The 16000-nt window shown below is 61.9% G+C and carries 14 protein-coding genes; 4 read left to right on the forward strand and 10 right to left on the reverse strand.

What is annotated here, in order from left to right:
• Nucleotides 1–57: 57 nt before the first annotated feature.
• The 4 genes from rpsA to polA form a co-directional block, all read right to left on the reverse strand.
• Entirely contained in the window at nt 58–1533 is a 1476-nt protein-coding gene (rpsA, locus tag ACLRGI_RS12040) for a 30S ribosomal protein S1 (protein ID WP_011774756.1), read from the reverse strand.
• Nucleotides 1534–1717: 184 nt separating this feature from the next.
• Nucleotides 1718–2530 (reverse strand): polysaccharide deacetylase family protein, encoded by an 813-nt coding sequence (locus tag ACLRGI_RS12045; protein ID WP_419201880.1) that lies wholly within the window; start codon nt 2528–2530, stop codon nt 1718–1720.
• A 238-nt stretch (nt 2531–2768) separates the two neighbouring features.
• Nucleotides 2769–4082 carry a GNAT family N-acetyltransferase gene (locus ACLRGI_RS12050; RefSeq protein WP_419201881.1) on the reverse strand — a complete coding sequence of 438 codons (1314 nt, stop codon included), beginning with the start codon at nt 4080–4082 and terminating at the stop codon, nt 2769–2771.
• Between the two features lie 85 nt (nt 4083–4167).
• Nucleotides 4168–6810, reverse strand: coding sequence for a DNA polymerase I (gene polA / locus ACLRGI_RS12055; protein WP_419201914.1), 2643 nt, complete (start codon nt 6808–6810; stop codon nt 4168–4170).
• A gap of 160 nt (nt 6811–6970) precedes the next feature.
• Here polA and ACLRGI_RS12060 point away from each other — a divergent pair, with 160 nt between their 5' ends.
• Entirely contained in the window at nt 6971–7435 is a 465-nt protein-coding gene (locus ACLRGI_RS12060; RefSeq protein WP_419201882.1) for a hotdog fold thioesterase, read from the forward strand.
• An 11-nt stretch (nt 7436–7446) separates the two neighbouring features.
• Here the strand turns inward: ACLRGI_RS12060 and ACLRGI_RS12065 are convergent, their stop codons facing one another.
• The 5 genes from ACLRGI_RS12065 to ACLRGI_RS12085 form a co-directional block, all read right to left on the reverse strand.
• Entirely contained in the window at nt 7447–7998 is a 552-nt protein-coding gene (locus ACLRGI_RS12065) for a dihydrofolate reductase family protein (protein ID WP_419201883.1), read from the reverse strand.
• A gap of 27 nt (nt 7999–8025) precedes the next feature.
• Nucleotides 8026–9198, reverse strand: coding sequence for a hypothetical protein (locus ACLRGI_RS12070; RefSeq protein WP_419201884.1), 1173 nt, complete (start codon nt 9196–9198; stop codon nt 8026–8028).
• 96 nt (nt 9199–9294) lie between these two features.
• A complete protein-coding gene (locus ACLRGI_RS12075) occupies nt 9295–9516 on the reverse strand; it encodes a hypothetical protein (protein ID WP_419201885.1) in 222 nt (73 codons plus the stop codon).
• Nucleotides 9513–10715, reverse strand: a complete 1203-nt coding sequence (locus tag ACLRGI_RS12080) for an inorganic phosphate transporter (RefSeq protein ID WP_419201886.1) — start codon at nt 10713–10715, stop codon at nt 9513–9515. Before ACLRGI_RS12080 ends, ACLRGI_RS12075 begins: the two co-directional genes overlap by 4 nt.
• A gap of 180 nt (nt 10716–10895) precedes the next feature.
• The gene (locus tag ACLRGI_RS12085; RefSeq protein WP_419201887.1) at nt 10896–11414 is read right to left on the reverse strand and encodes an HAD domain-containing protein; all 519 of its coding nucleotides are present in this window, start codon (nt 11412–11414) and stop codon (nt 10896–10898) included.
• A gap of 139 nt (nt 11415–11553) precedes the next feature.
• Between ACLRGI_RS12085 and kynA the strand changes: the two genes are divergently transcribed.
• The 3 genes from kynA to ACLRGI_RS12100 are packed head-to-tail and all read left to right on the forward strand — an operon-like array spanning nt 11554 to nt 14565.
• Nucleotides 11554–12423, forward strand: coding sequence for a tryptophan 2,3-dioxygenase (kynA, locus tag ACLRGI_RS12090; protein WP_419201888.1), 870 nt, complete (start codon nt 11554–11556; stop codon nt 12421–12423).
• Nucleotides 12424–12467: 44 nt separating this feature from the next.
• Nucleotides 12468–13706, forward strand: coding sequence for a kynureninase (locus ACLRGI_RS12095; RefSeq protein WP_419201889.1), 1239 nt, complete (start codon nt 12468–12470; stop codon nt 13704–13706).
• Nucleotides 13707–13713: 7 nt separating this feature from the next.
• Entirely contained in the window at nt 13714–14565 is an 852-nt protein-coding gene (locus ACLRGI_RS12100; protein ID WP_419201890.1) for a PaaX family transcriptional regulator, read from the forward strand.
• Nucleotides 14566–14617: 52 nt separating this feature from the next.
• On the opposite strand, the gene ACLRGI_RS12105 is transcribed toward ACLRGI_RS12100, so the two are convergent.
• The gene (locus ACLRGI_RS12105; protein ID WP_419201891.1) at nt 14618–15988 is read right to left on the reverse strand and encodes an MFS transporter; all 1371 of its coding nucleotides are present in this window, start codon (nt 15986–15988) and stop codon (nt 14618–14620) included.
• Nucleotides 15989–16000: the final 12 nt, after the last annotated feature.

The following is a 16000-nucleotide window of genomic DNA, read 5'->3' on the forward strand; positions in this document are numbered from 1 at the left end:
GCCCGGAGGCAGGGGTCCTTCTTTGGCTATTCAGCACATCCCGTGAGGGAGGCGGAATTAGTTGCCGGTCAGCTTCTCACGCAGTGCGGCGAGTGCTTCGTCGGACGCCAGGGTACCGGCGTTGGACTCAGCAGCAGCCGGCTCCGAGGAGTAGCTCGTGGTGCCGGAATCGCTCTCACCGGACGTTGCGGCAGCAGCGTCGTCAGCAGCGTGCTGGGCAACCTGCTTCTTGTGGGCTTCCCAGCGGGTCTGGGCGTCAGCGTACTGCTGCTCCCAAGCGGCGCGCTGGGTCTCGTAGCCTTCGAGCCATTCGTTCGACTCGGGGTCGAAGCCCTCGGGGTACTTGTAGTTGCCCTCTTCGTCGTACTCAGCGGCCATGCCGTACAGAGCGGGATCGAACTCGGTGCTGTCAGCGTCAACGCCCTCGTTGGCCTGCTTGAGGGAGAGGGAGATACGACGACGCTCGAGGTCGATGTCGATGACCTTGACGAACAGTTCGTCGCCAACGGAGACAACCTGCTCGGCGAGCTCCACGTGGCGGACAGCCAGTTCGGAGATGTGCACGAGGCCTTCGATGCCGTCTTCGACGCGAACGAACGCACCGAACGGAACCAGCTTGGTGACCTTACCCGGAACAACCTGGCCGAGGGCGTGGGTGCGGGCGAAGGTCTGCCACGGGTCTTCCTGCGTAGCCTTGAGCGACAGGGAGACACGCTCGCGGTCCAGATCCACTTCGAGGACCTCGACGGTGACTTCCTGGCCAACTTCGACAACCTCGGACGGGTGGTCGATGTGCTTCCAGGACAGCTCGGAAACGTGGACGAGGCCGTCTACGCCGCCCAGGTCAACGAAGGCACCGAAGTTGACGATGGAGGAAACAACGCCCGGACGAACCTGGCCCTTTTCCAGCTTGTTGAGGAACGTGGAGCGAACCTCGGACTGGGTCTGCTCGAGCCATGCACGGCGGGACAGCACAACGTTGTTGCGGTTCTTGTCCAGCTCGATGATCTTGGCTTCGATCTGCTGACCGATGTACGGAGCGAGGTCGCGGACACGACGCATCTCCACGAGCGATGCGGGCAGGAAGCCGCGCAGGCCGATGTCCAGGATGAGGCCACCCTTGACAACCTCGATGACGGTACCGGTAACGACACCGTCTTCTTCCTTGACCTTCTCGATGTCGCCCCAGGCGCGCTCGTACTGAGCACGCTTCTTGGAGAGGATCAGACGGCCTTCTTTGTCTTCCTTGGTGAGAACCAAAGCTTCGACCTGATCGCCAACGGCGACGACGTCACCGGGGTCAACATCGTGCTTGATGGAAAGCTCGCGGGAAGGGATGACACCTTCGGTCTTGTAACCGATGTCGAGCAGAACTTCGTCGCGGTCGACCTTGACGACGGTACCTTCGACGAGGTCTCCGTCGTTGAAGTACTTGATGGTGGCGTCGACAGCTGCGAGGAAGTCCTCAGCGGTACCGATGTCGTTAATGGCGACTACGGGGGTACCGGGCTTCTCGGTGGAGGTGATGGTCATGTAGTAGGGGCTCCGTTGTGGATAGTTAGTCGGTCAGGCAAACCGCTGCCGCCCGGGTCCGGACGGCAGAACACGGCAAAATACCGGGTCATCCTGATTTGTGGATTAGTACAAAATGGATGCATGCACGTAGTACACGCCCGTTTATTCTAGTCGCATAGGCAAAGCAGGGTCAAAAGGAGTGTTACAGGGTCAGGACGTCTCCCAGGCGGGCAAACGTAACCCCCTTGTCCAACAGCTGCGGCAAAGCCCGCGCATAGCCATCCGCAGTACCTGCAGCCGGTCTGTTGAAGTGCGAAATGACGATGTCTCCGGCCGCTGCACGCCCCACTTCGGCCGCGACGGTGGCCGCGGAAAACGTCGCACCGCCGTCGCCGTTAAGCGTGAAGTTCACCGGCAGCATACCGAGCCTTCGAGTCATCCCTACTGCGACGTCGTCGTAGAACGCAGTCCCCGGACGGAAAAACTGCGGCAGCTTCCCGTTAAGCCCGCGCATGATGGCCTGGTTGCCCATCAGCTCGTCATAGGCGGCACCAACCGTGGCGGTCCCCTGGATGCCATACGCCGTCCTGCCGTTCACCGACAACGGGAGGTGGGCGGTGCCGTGATTGGCGAGTTCGAACAGCGGGTCAGCGGCCAAGTCCTTAGAGAGTGCCGGATTGGCGTGAATCCATCGGCTGTTGATGAACAGCGTTGCAGGGACTTTGAGCCGACGAAGGGTTTGCAGCAGGGCGTGGTCGCACCCCGTGCCTCCGGGTCCACCGCAGGCGTCGAACGTCAGTGCTACGTGACGGGATGGGGAATTATTCACGACCCCCGTCACGTGGAGCCCCCATTCCTTGGGGTGTCTTCCGGCGAACTCGGCCACGATCTGCTGCTTGTCCGGCGTCGCCGGCGTCTGTGGCGGCGCTGCAGGGGCAAGGGCAGCAGCTGCCTGCTCGCTGGACCTGGAGGCTATTGACGGTGGCGGTACGGCCGGACCCGTTCGCGGGGTCATTGGAGCGGTATGGCTTGTACTTGAGGCAGCAGGACCGGACGCGCCCCCGTTGTCCGCGCAGGCAGTCAGGGCAGCGGACGCAAGGCCCGCCATTCCAAGCAGCACTGATCGCCGGCCGGCCAACGGCCGCCGCTTGGAATCCCCCATGGATGTCCCTATCTGATGGTGAGTATGTGATTGTGATGGTGCGCCTGTCATGAGCGCGCTGGTGATGAATACGCCTGTGAAGGCGGTCTTGCTAGAAGTGCGTCAGGCAGTGCGCGGATCGTTCTACTGCGAACAGTTGCTGGGCCAGGAAGGCAGCACCCGGAGTCTTCTCGCTGATCCGGCCGGCGGCGGCCAAGGTTACCGGCGACACGGCACCAAGGTAGATGGATGCGAGGTCCGTGACGTCCAGGATGAGGTCCGCCACCTCGCCCGACGCCTCATACACGACGGCGGCAGCACCGCCGTCGGACTCGAGAACCCAGGTGCCACCAGCCAAACCCAAGGAGTCACTCACCTCCAGTACCAGTTTTCCGACCGCCGGAAAACTCCGGGCTCGCAGGGCTGCGGGAGTATCGAGGATCCTGAGCCACAGCATGTCGCGGATTTCCGAGGCATCGATGCACCTCGGATCCTCAAGTGCCCAGGCCAAGGGATCATCCACGGGCGCTTCGGCCCACGTGACTTCGTCGATGAGGTCGATGCTGCCCAGGAAGCGCCACAAGTCAAGATATGCGGCGTTGCTTGACGCGACGAGATCCACAACTTCCATGGTGTAGGGCTTGTGGTCCCAGCCTTTGAAGCGATAGGACACGTAGCCGTCCAGCGAACCGGACAGGTCATAGTGCAGAGCGCAGCGGACGGAGGTGTCAGGCTTGCCGTCATGGCCAATGGAACCGGAGGCTAGCAGCCGGTAATACTCCTGTCGGTCAACCGAACCCGGCGAGAGCCGCTGGACACGTTTAAAGACCTGCGGCGCCACGTCCAGCAACACGGAAGGGTGGGCCACTTCGACTGTTCCTTCAGGCACGCCCCTGAGCCGGAATCGTGGGCCCGTATCAACCTTGATGGTCCGCTCGAAAGTGGCCACGCCAAAGCCAAAGCGGCCGTATATGGAAGCCTCGGACGCCGTGAGGGCGGCCATTGCGAGGCCGTCATCCTTGGCAGCTTCCAGGTCGGCAGTGATCATGCCGCGCAGGATCCCGTTCCGCCGATGGGTACCGCGTACTGTCACTGCGGTGACCAAGTTGGATTCCAACTGGCGTCCGAAGCCAACGTTCAAGGCCTTGCGCAGGGTGGCGTACGTTGCCACAGGAACGTCGGCGCCCAGCGCGTGGTCCGGCACGGTGCCATTGACATAGACGCCCGTGAGCACGCGGTTGTCTGCCTGGTAGGCCGCCAGGGTCTTGGCCAGGTATTCGTCATCACGCCGCTGTTGGTGGAATCCGTGCGAGACAGCCTGCACCCACGTGGTGCAGCGGCCATAGCAGGCGTCTTCCGGATCGGATACGGCGGGGAAGCGTTGGACGGTGTATTTTCCGGAGTTGTTTTCGTTGGGATCGGCCACGCCTTCGAGCCTAGCCAGACGCCGGAGGGCGCGCCACCATCTCGGCGGCGCGCCCTCCGGCGTTCCTTTGAATGCCTTGCGGGGTCTAGTGTCCGGCCTCGTACCAGCTGGAGCCGACACCAATTTGGACGTCCAGCGGGACTGACAAGTCAGCAGCCGAGCCCATTTGATCGATGACCAGCTTCTCCACGGCCTCGCGTTCTCCCGGGGCAACTTCCAGGACAAGTTCGTCATGGACCTGCAACAGCATGCGCGACTTCAGGTTCTGGCTGGCCAGCTCTGCCGCGACGCCCAGCATGGCCCGTTTGATAAGGTCCGCCGCCGAACCCTGGATGGGTGAGTTCAGGGCGATGCGCTCAGCTGCCTCACGTGCCTGCCGGTTAGTACTCGTCAGGTCCGGCAGGTAGCGGCGGCGGCCTTCGATGGTGGCTGTGTAGCCGTCCGTCCTGGCCTGATCCACCACTCCACGCAGGTAATCACGCACCCCGCCGAACCGGTCGAAGTAGTCCTTCATGAGAGTCCGCGCTTCATCTACCGATATCTCCAGTTGCTTGGACAAGCCGAAGGAGGTCAGGCCGTAGGCCAAACCGTACGACATTGCCTTTACCTTGGAGCGCATGGCACTGGTCACTTGGTCCGGTTCCACGTTGAAGATCCGCGATCCAACGAACCGGTGCAGGTCCTCGCCGTCACGGTATGCCTGGATCAGCGCTTCGTCGCCCGAAAGGTGGGCCATGATGCGCATCTCGATCTGCGAGTAGTCGGCCGACAACAAGCACTCGTAGCCTTCACTGACTACGAAAATACCTCGGACACGGCGCCCTTCCTCACTTCGGACGGGGATGTTCTGCAGATTGGGGTTGTTGGAGGAGATGCGGCCCGTAGCTGCAATGTTCTGGGCGTACGTGGTGTGGATACGAGCATCATCCGCCACGGACTTCTTGAGCGTCTCCACCATCTGGGCAAGCTTGGAGGACTCCCGGTGCGCCATGAGCTGAACCAGGAACTCGTGGCCCGTTTTCTCCAGAAGCCCCTTCAAGGATGCGGCATCCGTGGTGTAGCCGGACTTGATCTTCTTGGTCTTGGGGAGGCCGAGTTCCTCGAAAAGCACCGTTTGGAGCTGCTTGGGCGAACCAAGGTTGACCTCGTGCCCAATCGCCGCGAATGCCTGCTCCTGGGCGCTCTCGATCACCTTGGTGAGGTCGGCGAGCTGCTCATCCATCCGGTCGGTGGACACGAATATGCCGGTGAGCTCCATCTGGGCCAGCACGCGTGCCACCGGGAGTTCGAGAGTTGTCAGAAGGGCGTCGGCCTTGCGTTCGGCGAGCTCCTTCTCGAAGTGCTTGCTAAGGGCATGCACGACGGCGGCATGCTGGACGAGCGCTGAGGCGGCAGCTTGGTCTGTCTCACCGGAGAGGTCCAGTTCCAGCTGGCCGGACTGGGCCGTTGCCGTGGCAAGGGAGATCTTCAAGTGCACTTGCGCGAGCTCGGAGAGGTCGTAGCTACGCCGGTCCGGCTGGATCAGGTAGCCGGAGATGGAGGTGTCATCCACTACTCCTTCCAATCCGAGGCCACGGTTGTGCAGGGCTTTAAGCGCGGACTTGAACTCATGCAGGACTTTGGCTTCCTCGGGGTCCTTGAGCCATCGGGCAAGGACGGCCTCAGCGGCGGCGTCCAGGGCGGTCGGTTCGATGTAGGCAGCGCCGTTGTTCCTGACGACTGCCAAGGCACTCGCGTCTTCACCGATACGTCCGGGGACCAGCTGCACTGCCAGCGCCGACCGCACGCCGGAGCCGGCGGCGAAGAACGACTCAAGCCCTGCGGCATCCGTAAGGACGGAAAATTCGGGGGCTTCGATGGTGTCCGGGGCGTCTCCAACGGTGTCGTCGCCGTAGAGATCGAAAAGGCGGGTTCGGAGGGTTCGGAACTCGAGCTCCTCGAAAAGCTCCTCGATGGCCTGGCGATCCGGACGTGGCTCGTGCAGGTCCTCCAACGTGATGGGCAACTCAAGATCGGTCAGCAACTGGTTCAGCCGGCGGTTGCGTTTGACGTTCTCCAGGTTCTCCTTGAGGGCCCCTCCAACCTTGCCGCCGATGGCGTCAAGGTTCTCCAGGATGCCTTCGAGTCCACCGTAGAGGTTGATCCACTTTGCAGCAGTCTTGGGGCCAACGCCCGGAACGCCGGGAAGGTTGTCAGCGGATTCGCCCACCAGTGCGGCGAGGTCCGAGTACAGGCTTGGTTTGACGAAGTACTTCTCTTCGATGGCTGCGGCGTCCAGCTTGGGGATGTTGCTCACGCCTTGCTTGGGGTACAAGACAAAGACGTTGTCATTGATCAGCTGGAACGAGTCCCTGTCCCCGGACACGAGGAGGACTTCGAAGCCGGCGGCGTCGCCCTGGGCCGCCAGAGTGGCCAGGACGTCATCGGCTTCATAGCCGGGCATGGCAATGGTCCTGATGCCCCAGGCCTCCATGACCTTGGCAATAAGGCCGATCTGGCCGGCAAACTCGGCAGGCGTGGCGTTGCGGCCACCCTTGTATTCGCTGTACTCAGCCTTGCGGAAGGTGGTGTCGTCGGAGACATCGAAGGCCACAGCGACGTGGGTGGGCTTCTGGTCCTTGATCAGGTTGATCAGCATGGACGTAAACCCGTGCACGGCATTGGTGTACTGCCCCCTGGCCGTGGAGAAGTTCTCCGCAGGAAGCGCATAGAAAGCCCGGAATGCCATGGAGTGGCCGTCCAGGACCAGCAACCTTGGCCGGCCCTCCCCCGTGACGCTGGCGGATGCGGTGGCAGAGGGGGTGGGTGCTGTAGCGATGGCAGCAGCTTGGGCCGTTGGAACCTGGTCCGGTTTGGTTGTTTCACTCACAGGTGCCAGCCTAGTTGGCATGATGGACAATTTCACGCCGAACAGGTTTGTCGACGAGCTCAATGAGGCAGGTGTTCCCGAAGAGTTCCACGAATGGCTCTCAGCGCATGGTGTTGGCGCCCTCGTTGTGAAACTGGGCATCCGTTTTACGGAGATGGGCGCAGAGCGCATGGTGGCCACCATGCCGGTGGAAGGAAACACGCAGGTGGCCGGCATCCTCCACGGCGGCGCTCATGTGGTTCTCGCCGAGACGTTGGGGTCCTTTGCCGCATCGCTTCATGCCGGCAGGGGCCGCCATGCCGTGGGCATCGAGGTAGGGGCGACCCATCACCGTTCCGTTGCCAGCGGCACAGTCACAGGCACGTGTACAGCCATCCACCTCGGCGGGACGTTGGCCACCCACGAGATCGTCATCACTGACGACAAGGGGCGCAGGCTATCGACTGCCCGGATCACCAACATGATCCGGGATAACCGTCACTGATCTTTCCGGACCTATGCCGGCTGCTGAGGCAACCGGTAATGCAGTTCGGCTGCGGCCCCGCCCAGGATCTTTGACGAAAGCAACTCGAGTGGCGCCGTCGGGCCATTGAGCGGCAACAGCCGTTTTCCTGCGCCCAGCACCACCGGAATGATGGTCACGATCATCTCGTGAAGCAGGCCCGCATTGGCGAATTGGGCCACGAGTTCGCCACCGCCTACCAGCCACACGTTCTTCTCTCCGGCGTCTTTGAGTAAATCCGGGGCGAACTCGCGGACGTCACCCCGGACAAAAGTGATGTCCGAACCGGACGGCGCAGAGTATTCGTGATGGGTAAAGACCCAGCAGGGTGTGTCCGGGTACGGCCATTTGCCGGGCTCATGCTCCATGAGCCAGCGGTAGGTATCGCCGCCCATGGCGATACAGCCGACGTCCGCCATGAAGGACTCGATGCTCTCATTCACGCCCTCGACCTGATCGAATTGCAGGAGCCAGCCAAGGTCGTCGTCAGGTGAAGCGATGAAGCCGTCAATGGTTGAAGCCACGTAATACTGGAAAATCGACATGGCCCCAGACTAAGACATCACCGCGGACTATTCAGTGGCCGGCTTATCGGGCAGCCCGGACCCCGGTGCCATTCCTGCGGTCTTCGGCGGACGATGGGTATTGGCGGAATTACTGGAATTGCTGGAATTGGCGGAATTGGCGGGATCGTCGTAGAAAAAAGTCACCGTTCCCGCGACATCCACTGTGTCCGTGATGGAAATACGGATGGTGTCCCTGCCTTGGGACGGCGGCATCCGCAGATACAGCGTCTGGTACTCCCCTCCTCCGGCCACGATATCCGGGAGTACGGGAACGCCGTCGAACAAGACCTGTCCCACCCGCACGTAGTAGCCATCCAAGCGGACGATTGTCCCACCTGTCCCGGGGCCTGAAGCACGGGTCATGCCGGTGACGGGGCGCAGATCCTCGTCTACCACGGTCAGTCCGCGCAATTGCCTGGGACACGCCTCCCCTGGCCCCGGCTCCGCCTTGAAGGTACCTGCCGGGTTACTCCGGTACTGCGCCACCACAGATGCGGACGTGGCGGCCACCCTGAACTCAAGACACTGCCTTTGCGGTATCCGCGGAGTCATGGCCACGGCGATGGATGCCCGCTGCCAGTCCTCTTGGCTTCCGGTCTGGAGTGCGCGGCAGACTGCTGCGCCCGCCTGCCAGACCGCAGCGTCCACTGCGCCCTCCACGCTTTGGGCCAAGGCGTCGCATTGGAATTGCTGAAGCAGCAGGTACCGCTGGCCCGGGGCGGGATCATTTGGGCCGATGGGCCCTGTGGGCACCCAACTCACTACCGTGGGCTCTTGCGGCGACGCCTTGGGGCCTTGACTCTCCTGCAATTGCTCGGCGGTGTCGGGATCTGCGCCCGGGGCGACGGCTGTCGGTTGCGGTTCCGTAGTGGCCGCTGGTGCAGGGGTGCCTGCCGTGGGTGTTGCAGCAACGCCCGGTGAAGCGTTCCCCGGTGGCGTGTTGCCCGGCGCCATGTCCGTTTGCCCGGGCTTGGTTTGTGCTGGAGCAGTATGCGGCGGTTCGTCCGGTGTCTCGTCCGGTTGCGTGGTGGCCGGCGGCGTGGTGGCTGCCGATGGCGGGGCGGAGCTTGAACCAGGCGGGAGGCCGTCTGCTTCCGGAGGAAGGCATGCCGAAAGTCCCAGCATCAAGACTGGAACCAATGCCAGTCCGATGAGATGCTCCCGGGATCGGCATGTCATCACAGCCCCGCATCTGCCGGATCAAAATAACGCAGCTATGTGCATAACTACACTGCTGATTATTCTCCCGAACGGACCTGACGGCTAGGAAAGCAGCTACTTTCCGAAGTAGGGCACGATCAAATAGATGCCGAACAGGACGGCCAGGGCGCAGAAACCAAAGCAAATGTAGGCAAGGGAGCGCGCCACAACGGGCGACTTCCGCCGGGCGTCGCCAGCGATGGCCGTGAGGCGTACGCCCAACGAGTAGAGCACCACCAACGTAACGGCGGCCACGAGGGTGACTCCGCCCACCTGCAGCAATTCCAACCATTTCATCGCTGCACATCCTCGCTGGTGGTGGTCTTTCGGGACTTCTTCTTGCGGAACCGCACCGCGTGCCCGGCTTCCTCAACCTCGACGGCGTTGTGGTGGCCGACGTGCGACTTGCGGGACACGACAAACATCAACAGGACAGCGGCGGTTCCCACTACCGCGGCGATGACGACGCCCACGACGCCGATGCTCACCAGGAGCGCTGTCAGCGCGCCGACGATGGCCGAGGCCGGGAGGGTAAACAACCATCCCAGGGCGATCTTTCCTGCGGTACCCCAGCGGACGGAGGTGCCCTTGCGGCCGAGGCCTGAACCGATAACCGAGCCGGAAGCAACCTGCGTGGTGGAAAGAGCGAAGCCCAGGTGGGACGAGGCCAGGATGGCGGAGGCGGTGCTGGTTTCAGCGGAGAAACCCTGTGCCGGCTTTACTTCGGTGAGGCCTGAGCCCATGGTGCGGATGATGCGCCAGCCACCTGCGTAGGTACCGATAGCGATGGCGAAAGCACACGCAGCGATGACCCAGAACTGAGGGCCGCTGCCCGGAGCCTGCGTGCCTCCTGCGATGAGGACCAGGGTGATGATGCCCATGGTCTTCTGGGCGTCGTTGGTACCGTGCGCGAGGGCCACCAGGCTTGAAGTGAAAATCTGTCCGGTGCGGAAACCGCCACGTTTCTGCGTGAGTTTGTCACCGGTTTCGGGGTCATGCCGCGAGGTCAGGGCGTATGCAAGTCGGGTGCAAATGTACGCCACCAGGCCTGCAATGAGCGGCGCGAAGATGGCGGGAAGGATCACCTTCTGCAGCACCGTCTCGAAGTTGATGGAATGCAATCCGATGCCTACGACTGCTGCGCCGATAAGGCCGCCGAACAGGGCGTGCGAAGAACTCGACGGCAGGCCCTTGAGCCAGGTGATCATGTTCCAGAGAACAGCCCCCATGAGGCCGGCAAAGATGATCTCCGGCGTGATGTGGATACCTTCGGACCCTTCCCGGATGAGTCCACCGGAAATGGTCTTGGCCACTTCCGTGGAGAGGAACGCGCCTACGAGGTTGAGCACGGCGGCCAGGGCGACGGCCGTTTTGGGCTTGATCGCCCCCGTAGCGATAGGCGTAGCCATCGCATTGGCAGTGTCGTGAAACCCGTTGGTGAAGTCAAAGAAAAGGGCCAACGCTATTACAAGCGCGACCATGAAGGTGATATCCACCTGTTGCCCAATCTGCAGAGTCGTCGACGTTCAGCAGTTTCACTTCCCCATACCTGCCATCCACAGCATAGTTCAGCAATTGTTCAACTGACTCGGCTTGCGGAGTTCACTCTGGCGGGCTTGAAACCTTAAGAATCCTACGTGGCATCCGGTGAGCGGACAAACGTGCAGATACTCGGTTCAGCCCAGATACGCCCGTACTGCCGCAAGGTCGCGACGGGACAGACCCTTGCGGGGATCCGGTGAGATGCAGAGCACACGGCCCTGCTGGCATTCGGCCCAAGACCTGGCATCGGACTCCTGGCCGAGCTGGTCGTCAAGCCAGATGAACCGCTCACTGCCGACGGCGGCCAGATCCTTTTGCAGGGCCGTCAGTTTCCACCACTCCGGGCCCTCGTCCCACCCTTGACTGGACAGCACGGGCCAGGCGTGTCCATTCAAGCCGATGGCAGGGCACAAAAACTCCGGGGCCAGCCGTTCCCAGGTGGTCAGCCACACAAAGCGCGCAGCTGGATGTTCTGACAAATCATTCAGTTCGTCAACAACTTCCGGGGCATAGGCAACATCAAGGATCCCGGCATCTGCGATGGCCCACTCGCCGCCCCAATCAGTGGCCCCTATGGGACTAAAGGGGTTCACCACGCCGTCGACATCCAGATATACGGACACCGGCGCGCCGGCACCCTGCTTGGAATCCATGGACGCTCCCCTTCCGACGGTTGAACCTCAGCCTACGGGAGAGGCCCGCTCCAAGACTTGCATGCTTTATTGTCCACCGCGCCGAATATGCATAAAATCAATCCCTTGACGTTCGTCATGGAAGTGATAATCTCGAGGTATGGAAAAGCCTACAGACCATTCCGCCCACAGCGTCCGTGATATCGAGGACACTGTCCGCACGGACTTCCGGCATGCGATGTCCTACGGCGGATATCTGGATCTTGACCAACTGCTCAGCTCCCAGCACCCGCTCAGCGAACCCGAACACCATGATGAGCTGCTGTTCATCATCCAACACCAGACCAGCGAGCTCTGGCTGAAGCTGGTCCTGCACGAATTGCTGGAAGCCCGGCGGCTATTCGACGCCGACAACCTGGGCAAGGCGCTCAAGTGCATCGCCCGCGTAAAGGCCATCCAGCGCACCATGACCGAGCAATGGTCCGTTCTCGGAACTCTTACACCCCGCGAGTACGCCCAGTTCCGCAATTTCCTGGGGAGCTCGTCGGGCTTCCAGTCCTACCAATACCGCGGCGTTGAATTCCTGCTGGGCAATAAGAACCGGGGAATGCTCCGCGTGTTCGAAAGCGAACCCGAGGCACATGCCTTGCTCAGCAAGCTCCTGGAAGAGCCCACGTTGTATGACGCCTTCCTCAGGGTCCTTGCACGCGCCGGTTACGACATCCCTGCCGATATTCTCGACCGGGACACCAGCGAGCCGTGGACGTTCCGCAAAGACCTGGTTCCGATCTTCCGGAAGATCTACGAAACGGACGATACCCCTTGGGGCCTCTACGAAGCCTGTGAGGACCTGGTGGATATCGAGGACAACTTCCAGGCATGGCGCTTCCGCCACCTCCGGACGGTCCAGCGCACCATCGGCTTCAAGGTAGGTACCGGCGGTTCGTCAGGCGTGGACTTCCTGAAGCGCGCCTTGGACCTCACATTCTTCCCCGAGCTCTATGCCGTACGCACCGAGATCGGCAACTAACACTTCTCCCGGCCACTGCCGCCATAACTTCCGCAGGAGGAAGCATGACCACAGCACAGCAAACCCAAAAACCGACATCGGCCGAGCTGGACGCCGCTGATCCCCTTACCGCCCAGCGTGATGCTTTCTACACGCCCGACGCCGATCAGCTCGTTTCATACCTGGACGGCAACTCACTGGGACGCCCGCTGAAGGTCACCTCCGCCAATCTGGCTGCCTTCGTTCATGATGCCTGGGGCAGCCGCCTTATCCGCGGCTGGGACGAGCAATGGATGGACGAACCTACGGTAGTGGGCGACCGCATTGGTGAAGTGGCGCTGGGTGCGGGTCCGGGACAGACCACAGTGGGTGATTCCACCTCGGTGATGCTCTACAAGATGATCCGCGCTGCAGTCGACGCGCAGCCTGGCCGCGACGAGATCATCATCGATCGTGACAACTTCCCCACGGACCGGTTCATCATCGAGGGAATCGCCAAGGAGCGCGGCGCCAGCATCAAATGGATCGCCGCAAACCCGGCCGGTGGCGTCCGTGCAGAGGACTTGGACGGGCTCCTTGGTGAGCGGACCGCCGTCGTTGTCCTCAGTCACGTGGCTTACCGCTCCGGGTTCCTGGCCGACGCCGAGGGCATCACTGCCAAGGTCCACCAAGCCGGCGCCCTGATGTTGTGGGACCTGTGCCACTCCGTTGGCTCCGTGCCCGTGAAGCTGGATGAGTGGGGCGTTGACCTGGCCGTCGGCTGCACCTACAAGTACCTTAACGGCGGACCCGGCTCACCGGCCTTCGCCTACGTCAACGCCTCGCAGCAGGATCGCTTGCAACAGCCCATCTGGGGTTGGATGGGGGCGGAGAACCCGTTCGGGATGACGGAGTCGTACAAGCCCGCACAGGGCATGCGCAGGTTCATCACCGGTACGCCACCGGTGCTGGCCATGCAGCCCCTCAAGGACATGGTGGAATTGATCGCTTCCGTGGGTATGGAAGCCGTTCGGGAGAAGTCGATCAAGCTCACCGAGTACGCGATTGCACTTTCCGAGGAACACCTGGTGCCGCTTGGTGCTGAGATCGTGAGTCCCCGAAATTCCGTCGAACGAGGCTCGCACATTACGGTTGACCACCCGCTCTTCGCCGATGTCACCGCCAGGCTGTGGGAGAAGGGCGTCATCCCCGATTTCCGTCCCCCTCACGGCCTGCGCATCGGCCTGTCACCCTTGAGCACAAGCTATGCAGAGGTTGAGCTGGGTGTGGCGGCCATCCGCGACGCCCTCTCGGAACTGCAGTGAGGCGCATATGAGTGCTGTCCTTGATGACATGGACTCCCGCCCCGGGAGTACGACGTCCCTGCTGCGCACTGTCGTCGGCCTGTATCTCCGTGACGCCGGGGGGTGGATGTCCGCCAAAGACATTGTGGCCCTCATGGAAGCTTTAGGTACGTCCGGAACAGTAACCCGGACGGCGCTGGGCCGACTCCGCAAGAAAGATGTGGTGTTGCAGGAGACCCGGGACGGCGTCCCCGGATTTACGCTGACCCAGGGCGCTGCAACCATGTTGGCACGAGGGGACCGCCGGATCTATAACCCGCGGAGCATGTCAGCGTCGGATCCGTGGTGCCTGATCTCCTTCTCCATTCCCGAGACGGAGCGTGAGAAACGGCATCAACTCCGGCGAAGGCTCCATTGGATTGGTTGTGGGACCGTGGCTGCGGGACTGTGGATCTGTCCCGATTCGCTGCGGGTGGAGGTCGAAGAAATCCTTGCCGACCTTGAGCTCCGGGACATGGCCACCATCTTCGTGACGGAAACTCCCCTGGTGGGCGGCACCCTGCGGGAGGCTGCGTCCAAATGGTGGGACCTGGAAGCGCTGGCCGAACTGCACAGGGACTTCATCAGCAACTGCGCACTGCCTGCCGGAGAATCGGTGGAACCAACTCCTCAGGCGTTTGCAACGTATGTCCAGTGCATCGACCGGTGGCGGATCATCCCGTACCTCGACCCCGGCTTGCCGTCGGCATTCCTGCCTGCGGACTGGCCCGGGGCCGAAGGTACTGCACTGTTCAACCGGATTGTTGCTGCCTACGCCGAACCAAGCGGGGAGTTCGTGCGCAGTACGTTGAGGGAAACGGCTGGGGCCGGGGTTTCCTGACGGTGACTTCCCCCAAGGCACTGGACTCAGTTACGGGTTTCGGTTACAGGACTCAGTTACGGTTTTCAGTTAGTGGGTGCCAGGCACCGTTCCTGCCTGCCACACCCTTCCAGTACGGCTCCCCCAGATCCTCAAGGGGCGTCTTGGCCGTCTCCCTGGAGAAGTAGGCGGCCACTCCGGCCACAGCCATGCACAGAACAGCGAAGCAGGCTACGGGCAGCCAGCCGTCATGGCCTTTTCCAAGCAGCAGGCCAGCGATCAACGGAGCGAAACCAGCCACCACCAACCCCAACTGGTTGCCCAGAGCCATTCCCGAATAGCGGACCGGGGCAGCAAAAAGCTCGGCAAAATAGGCTGGCCAGATCCCGTTGAAGCACGAGTAGAGCAAAGTCATGTTCATGAACGCTGCCGCAAAGACCAACAGGATGTTCCCGGTGGACAATGCCCAGAAGTAGGCGAAGATGGTCACCGAGCAACCGATGGATGCCGTGAGGAGCAGCGGCCGGCGGCCTACACGGTCCGAGAGCTTGGCGGTCAGTGGCATCACGAACATGGACAGGCCGATTGCCACAGCATTGACGGTGAGGATTGATGCCTTGTCAAAGCCTGCCGCGCCGGTGGCGTAGGACAATCCGAAGACCGTGAAGATGGTCTGCATGACGGACATGATGGACATGCCAACTACCCGGACTACGTCTGCCGATTGGAAGCGCAGAACCTCCCTTAGCGGCATGGGTGCAACTGCCTTCCGGTCCTTGGCTTCTTCAAATACCGGTGTCTCGTCCAAATGCGTCCGTACCCAGTACGCGATGGCCAGGACCACGATGGATAGCCAGAACGGTACTCGCCAACCCCAGCTCATGAGCGCTTCAGCAGGAAGCGCGGCTACGGGAATGAAGACGAGCGTGGCCAGTACCATTCCTGAGGCGTAGCCGGTCATGACGAAGCTGGTGAAGAAGCCACGACGACCCTCCGGGGAGTGTTCCAGGGTCAACGTGGAAGCGCCCGCAGATTCAGCGCCGGCGGAAAAGCCCTGTGCCAGGCGTCCGATCACCAGCAGGATGGGGGCCCAGACACCGATTTGGCTGTAGCTGGGCAGGAAGCCAATGCCAAGGGAAGCCAGTCCCATAACGCCCAGCGTGATGAGCAGAATCTTTTTCCTGCCAAGCTTGTCGCCGAAATGGCCCATCACCAGGCCACCCACCGGACGGGCCACGTAGGCCACACCGAACGTAGCGAACGCGCCGATCAGTCCGACGGCGGGGTCGTCCGAGGGGAAGAACAGCGGACCAAACACCAAAGCAGCCGCTGAGCCGTAGATGAAGAAGTCGTAGTACTCGAGGGTACTTCCCAGGAACGAGGCCAGGGCGGCTTTTCCAGGGGTCTTGCGCAGCGTCGTCGGCTGCCGGGTGGTGCTTGACATGGCGATTCTCCT

Source organism: Paenarthrobacter sp. PPS72, from assembly GCF_048537125.1.
GTDB lineage: Bacteria > Actinomycetota > Actinomycetes > Actinomycetales > Micrococcaceae > Arthrobacter > Arthrobacter nitroguajacolicus_E.

Coding starts and splice junctions, on each gene's coding strand:
- rpsA (WP_011774756.1), bottom strand. CDS start 1,533: ATGACCATCACCTCCACCGAGAAGCCCGGTACCCCCGTAGTCGCCATT.
- ACLRGI_RS12045 (WP_419201880.1), bottom strand. CDS start 2,530: ATGACCCCGCGAACGGGTCCGGCCGTACCGCCACCGTCAATAGCCTCC.
- polA (WP_419201914.1), bottom strand. CDS start 6,810: ATGGCATTCCGGGCTTTCTATGCGCTTCCTGCGGAGAACTTCTCCACG.
- ACLRGI_RS12060 (WP_419201882.1), top strand. CDS start 6,971: ATGATGGACAATTTCACGCCGAACAGGTTTGTCGACGAGCTCAATGAG.
- ACLRGI_RS12065 (WP_419201883.1), bottom strand. CDS start 7,998: ATGTCGATTTTCCAGTATTACGTGGCTTCAACCATTGACGGCTTCATC.
- ACLRGI_RS12070 (WP_419201884.1), bottom strand. CDS start 9,198: ATGACATGCCGATCCCGGGAGCATCTCATCGGACTGGCATTGGTTCCA.
- ACLRGI_RS12075 (WP_419201885.1), bottom strand. CDS start 9,516: ATGAAATGGTTGGAATTGCTGCAGGTGGGCGGAGTCACCCTCGTGGCC.
- ACLRGI_RS12085 (WP_419201887.1), bottom strand. CDS start 11,414: ATGGATTCCAAGCAGGGTGCCGGCGCGCCGGTGTCCGTATATCTGGAT.
- kynA (WP_419201888.1), top strand. CDS start 11,554: ATGGAAAAGCCTACAGACCATTCCGCCCACAGCGTCCGTGATATCGAG.
- ACLRGI_RS12095 (WP_419201889.1), top strand. CDS start 12,468: ATGACCACAGCACAGCAAACCCAAAAACCGACATCGGCCGAGCTGGAC.
- ACLRGI_RS12100 (WP_419201890.1), top strand. CDS start 13,714: ATGAGTGCTGTCCTTGATGACATGGACTCCCGCCCCGGGAGTACGACG.
- ACLRGI_RS12105 (WP_419201891.1), bottom strand. CDS start 15,988: ATGTCAAGCACCACCCGGCAGCCGACGACGCTGCGCAAGACCCCTGGA.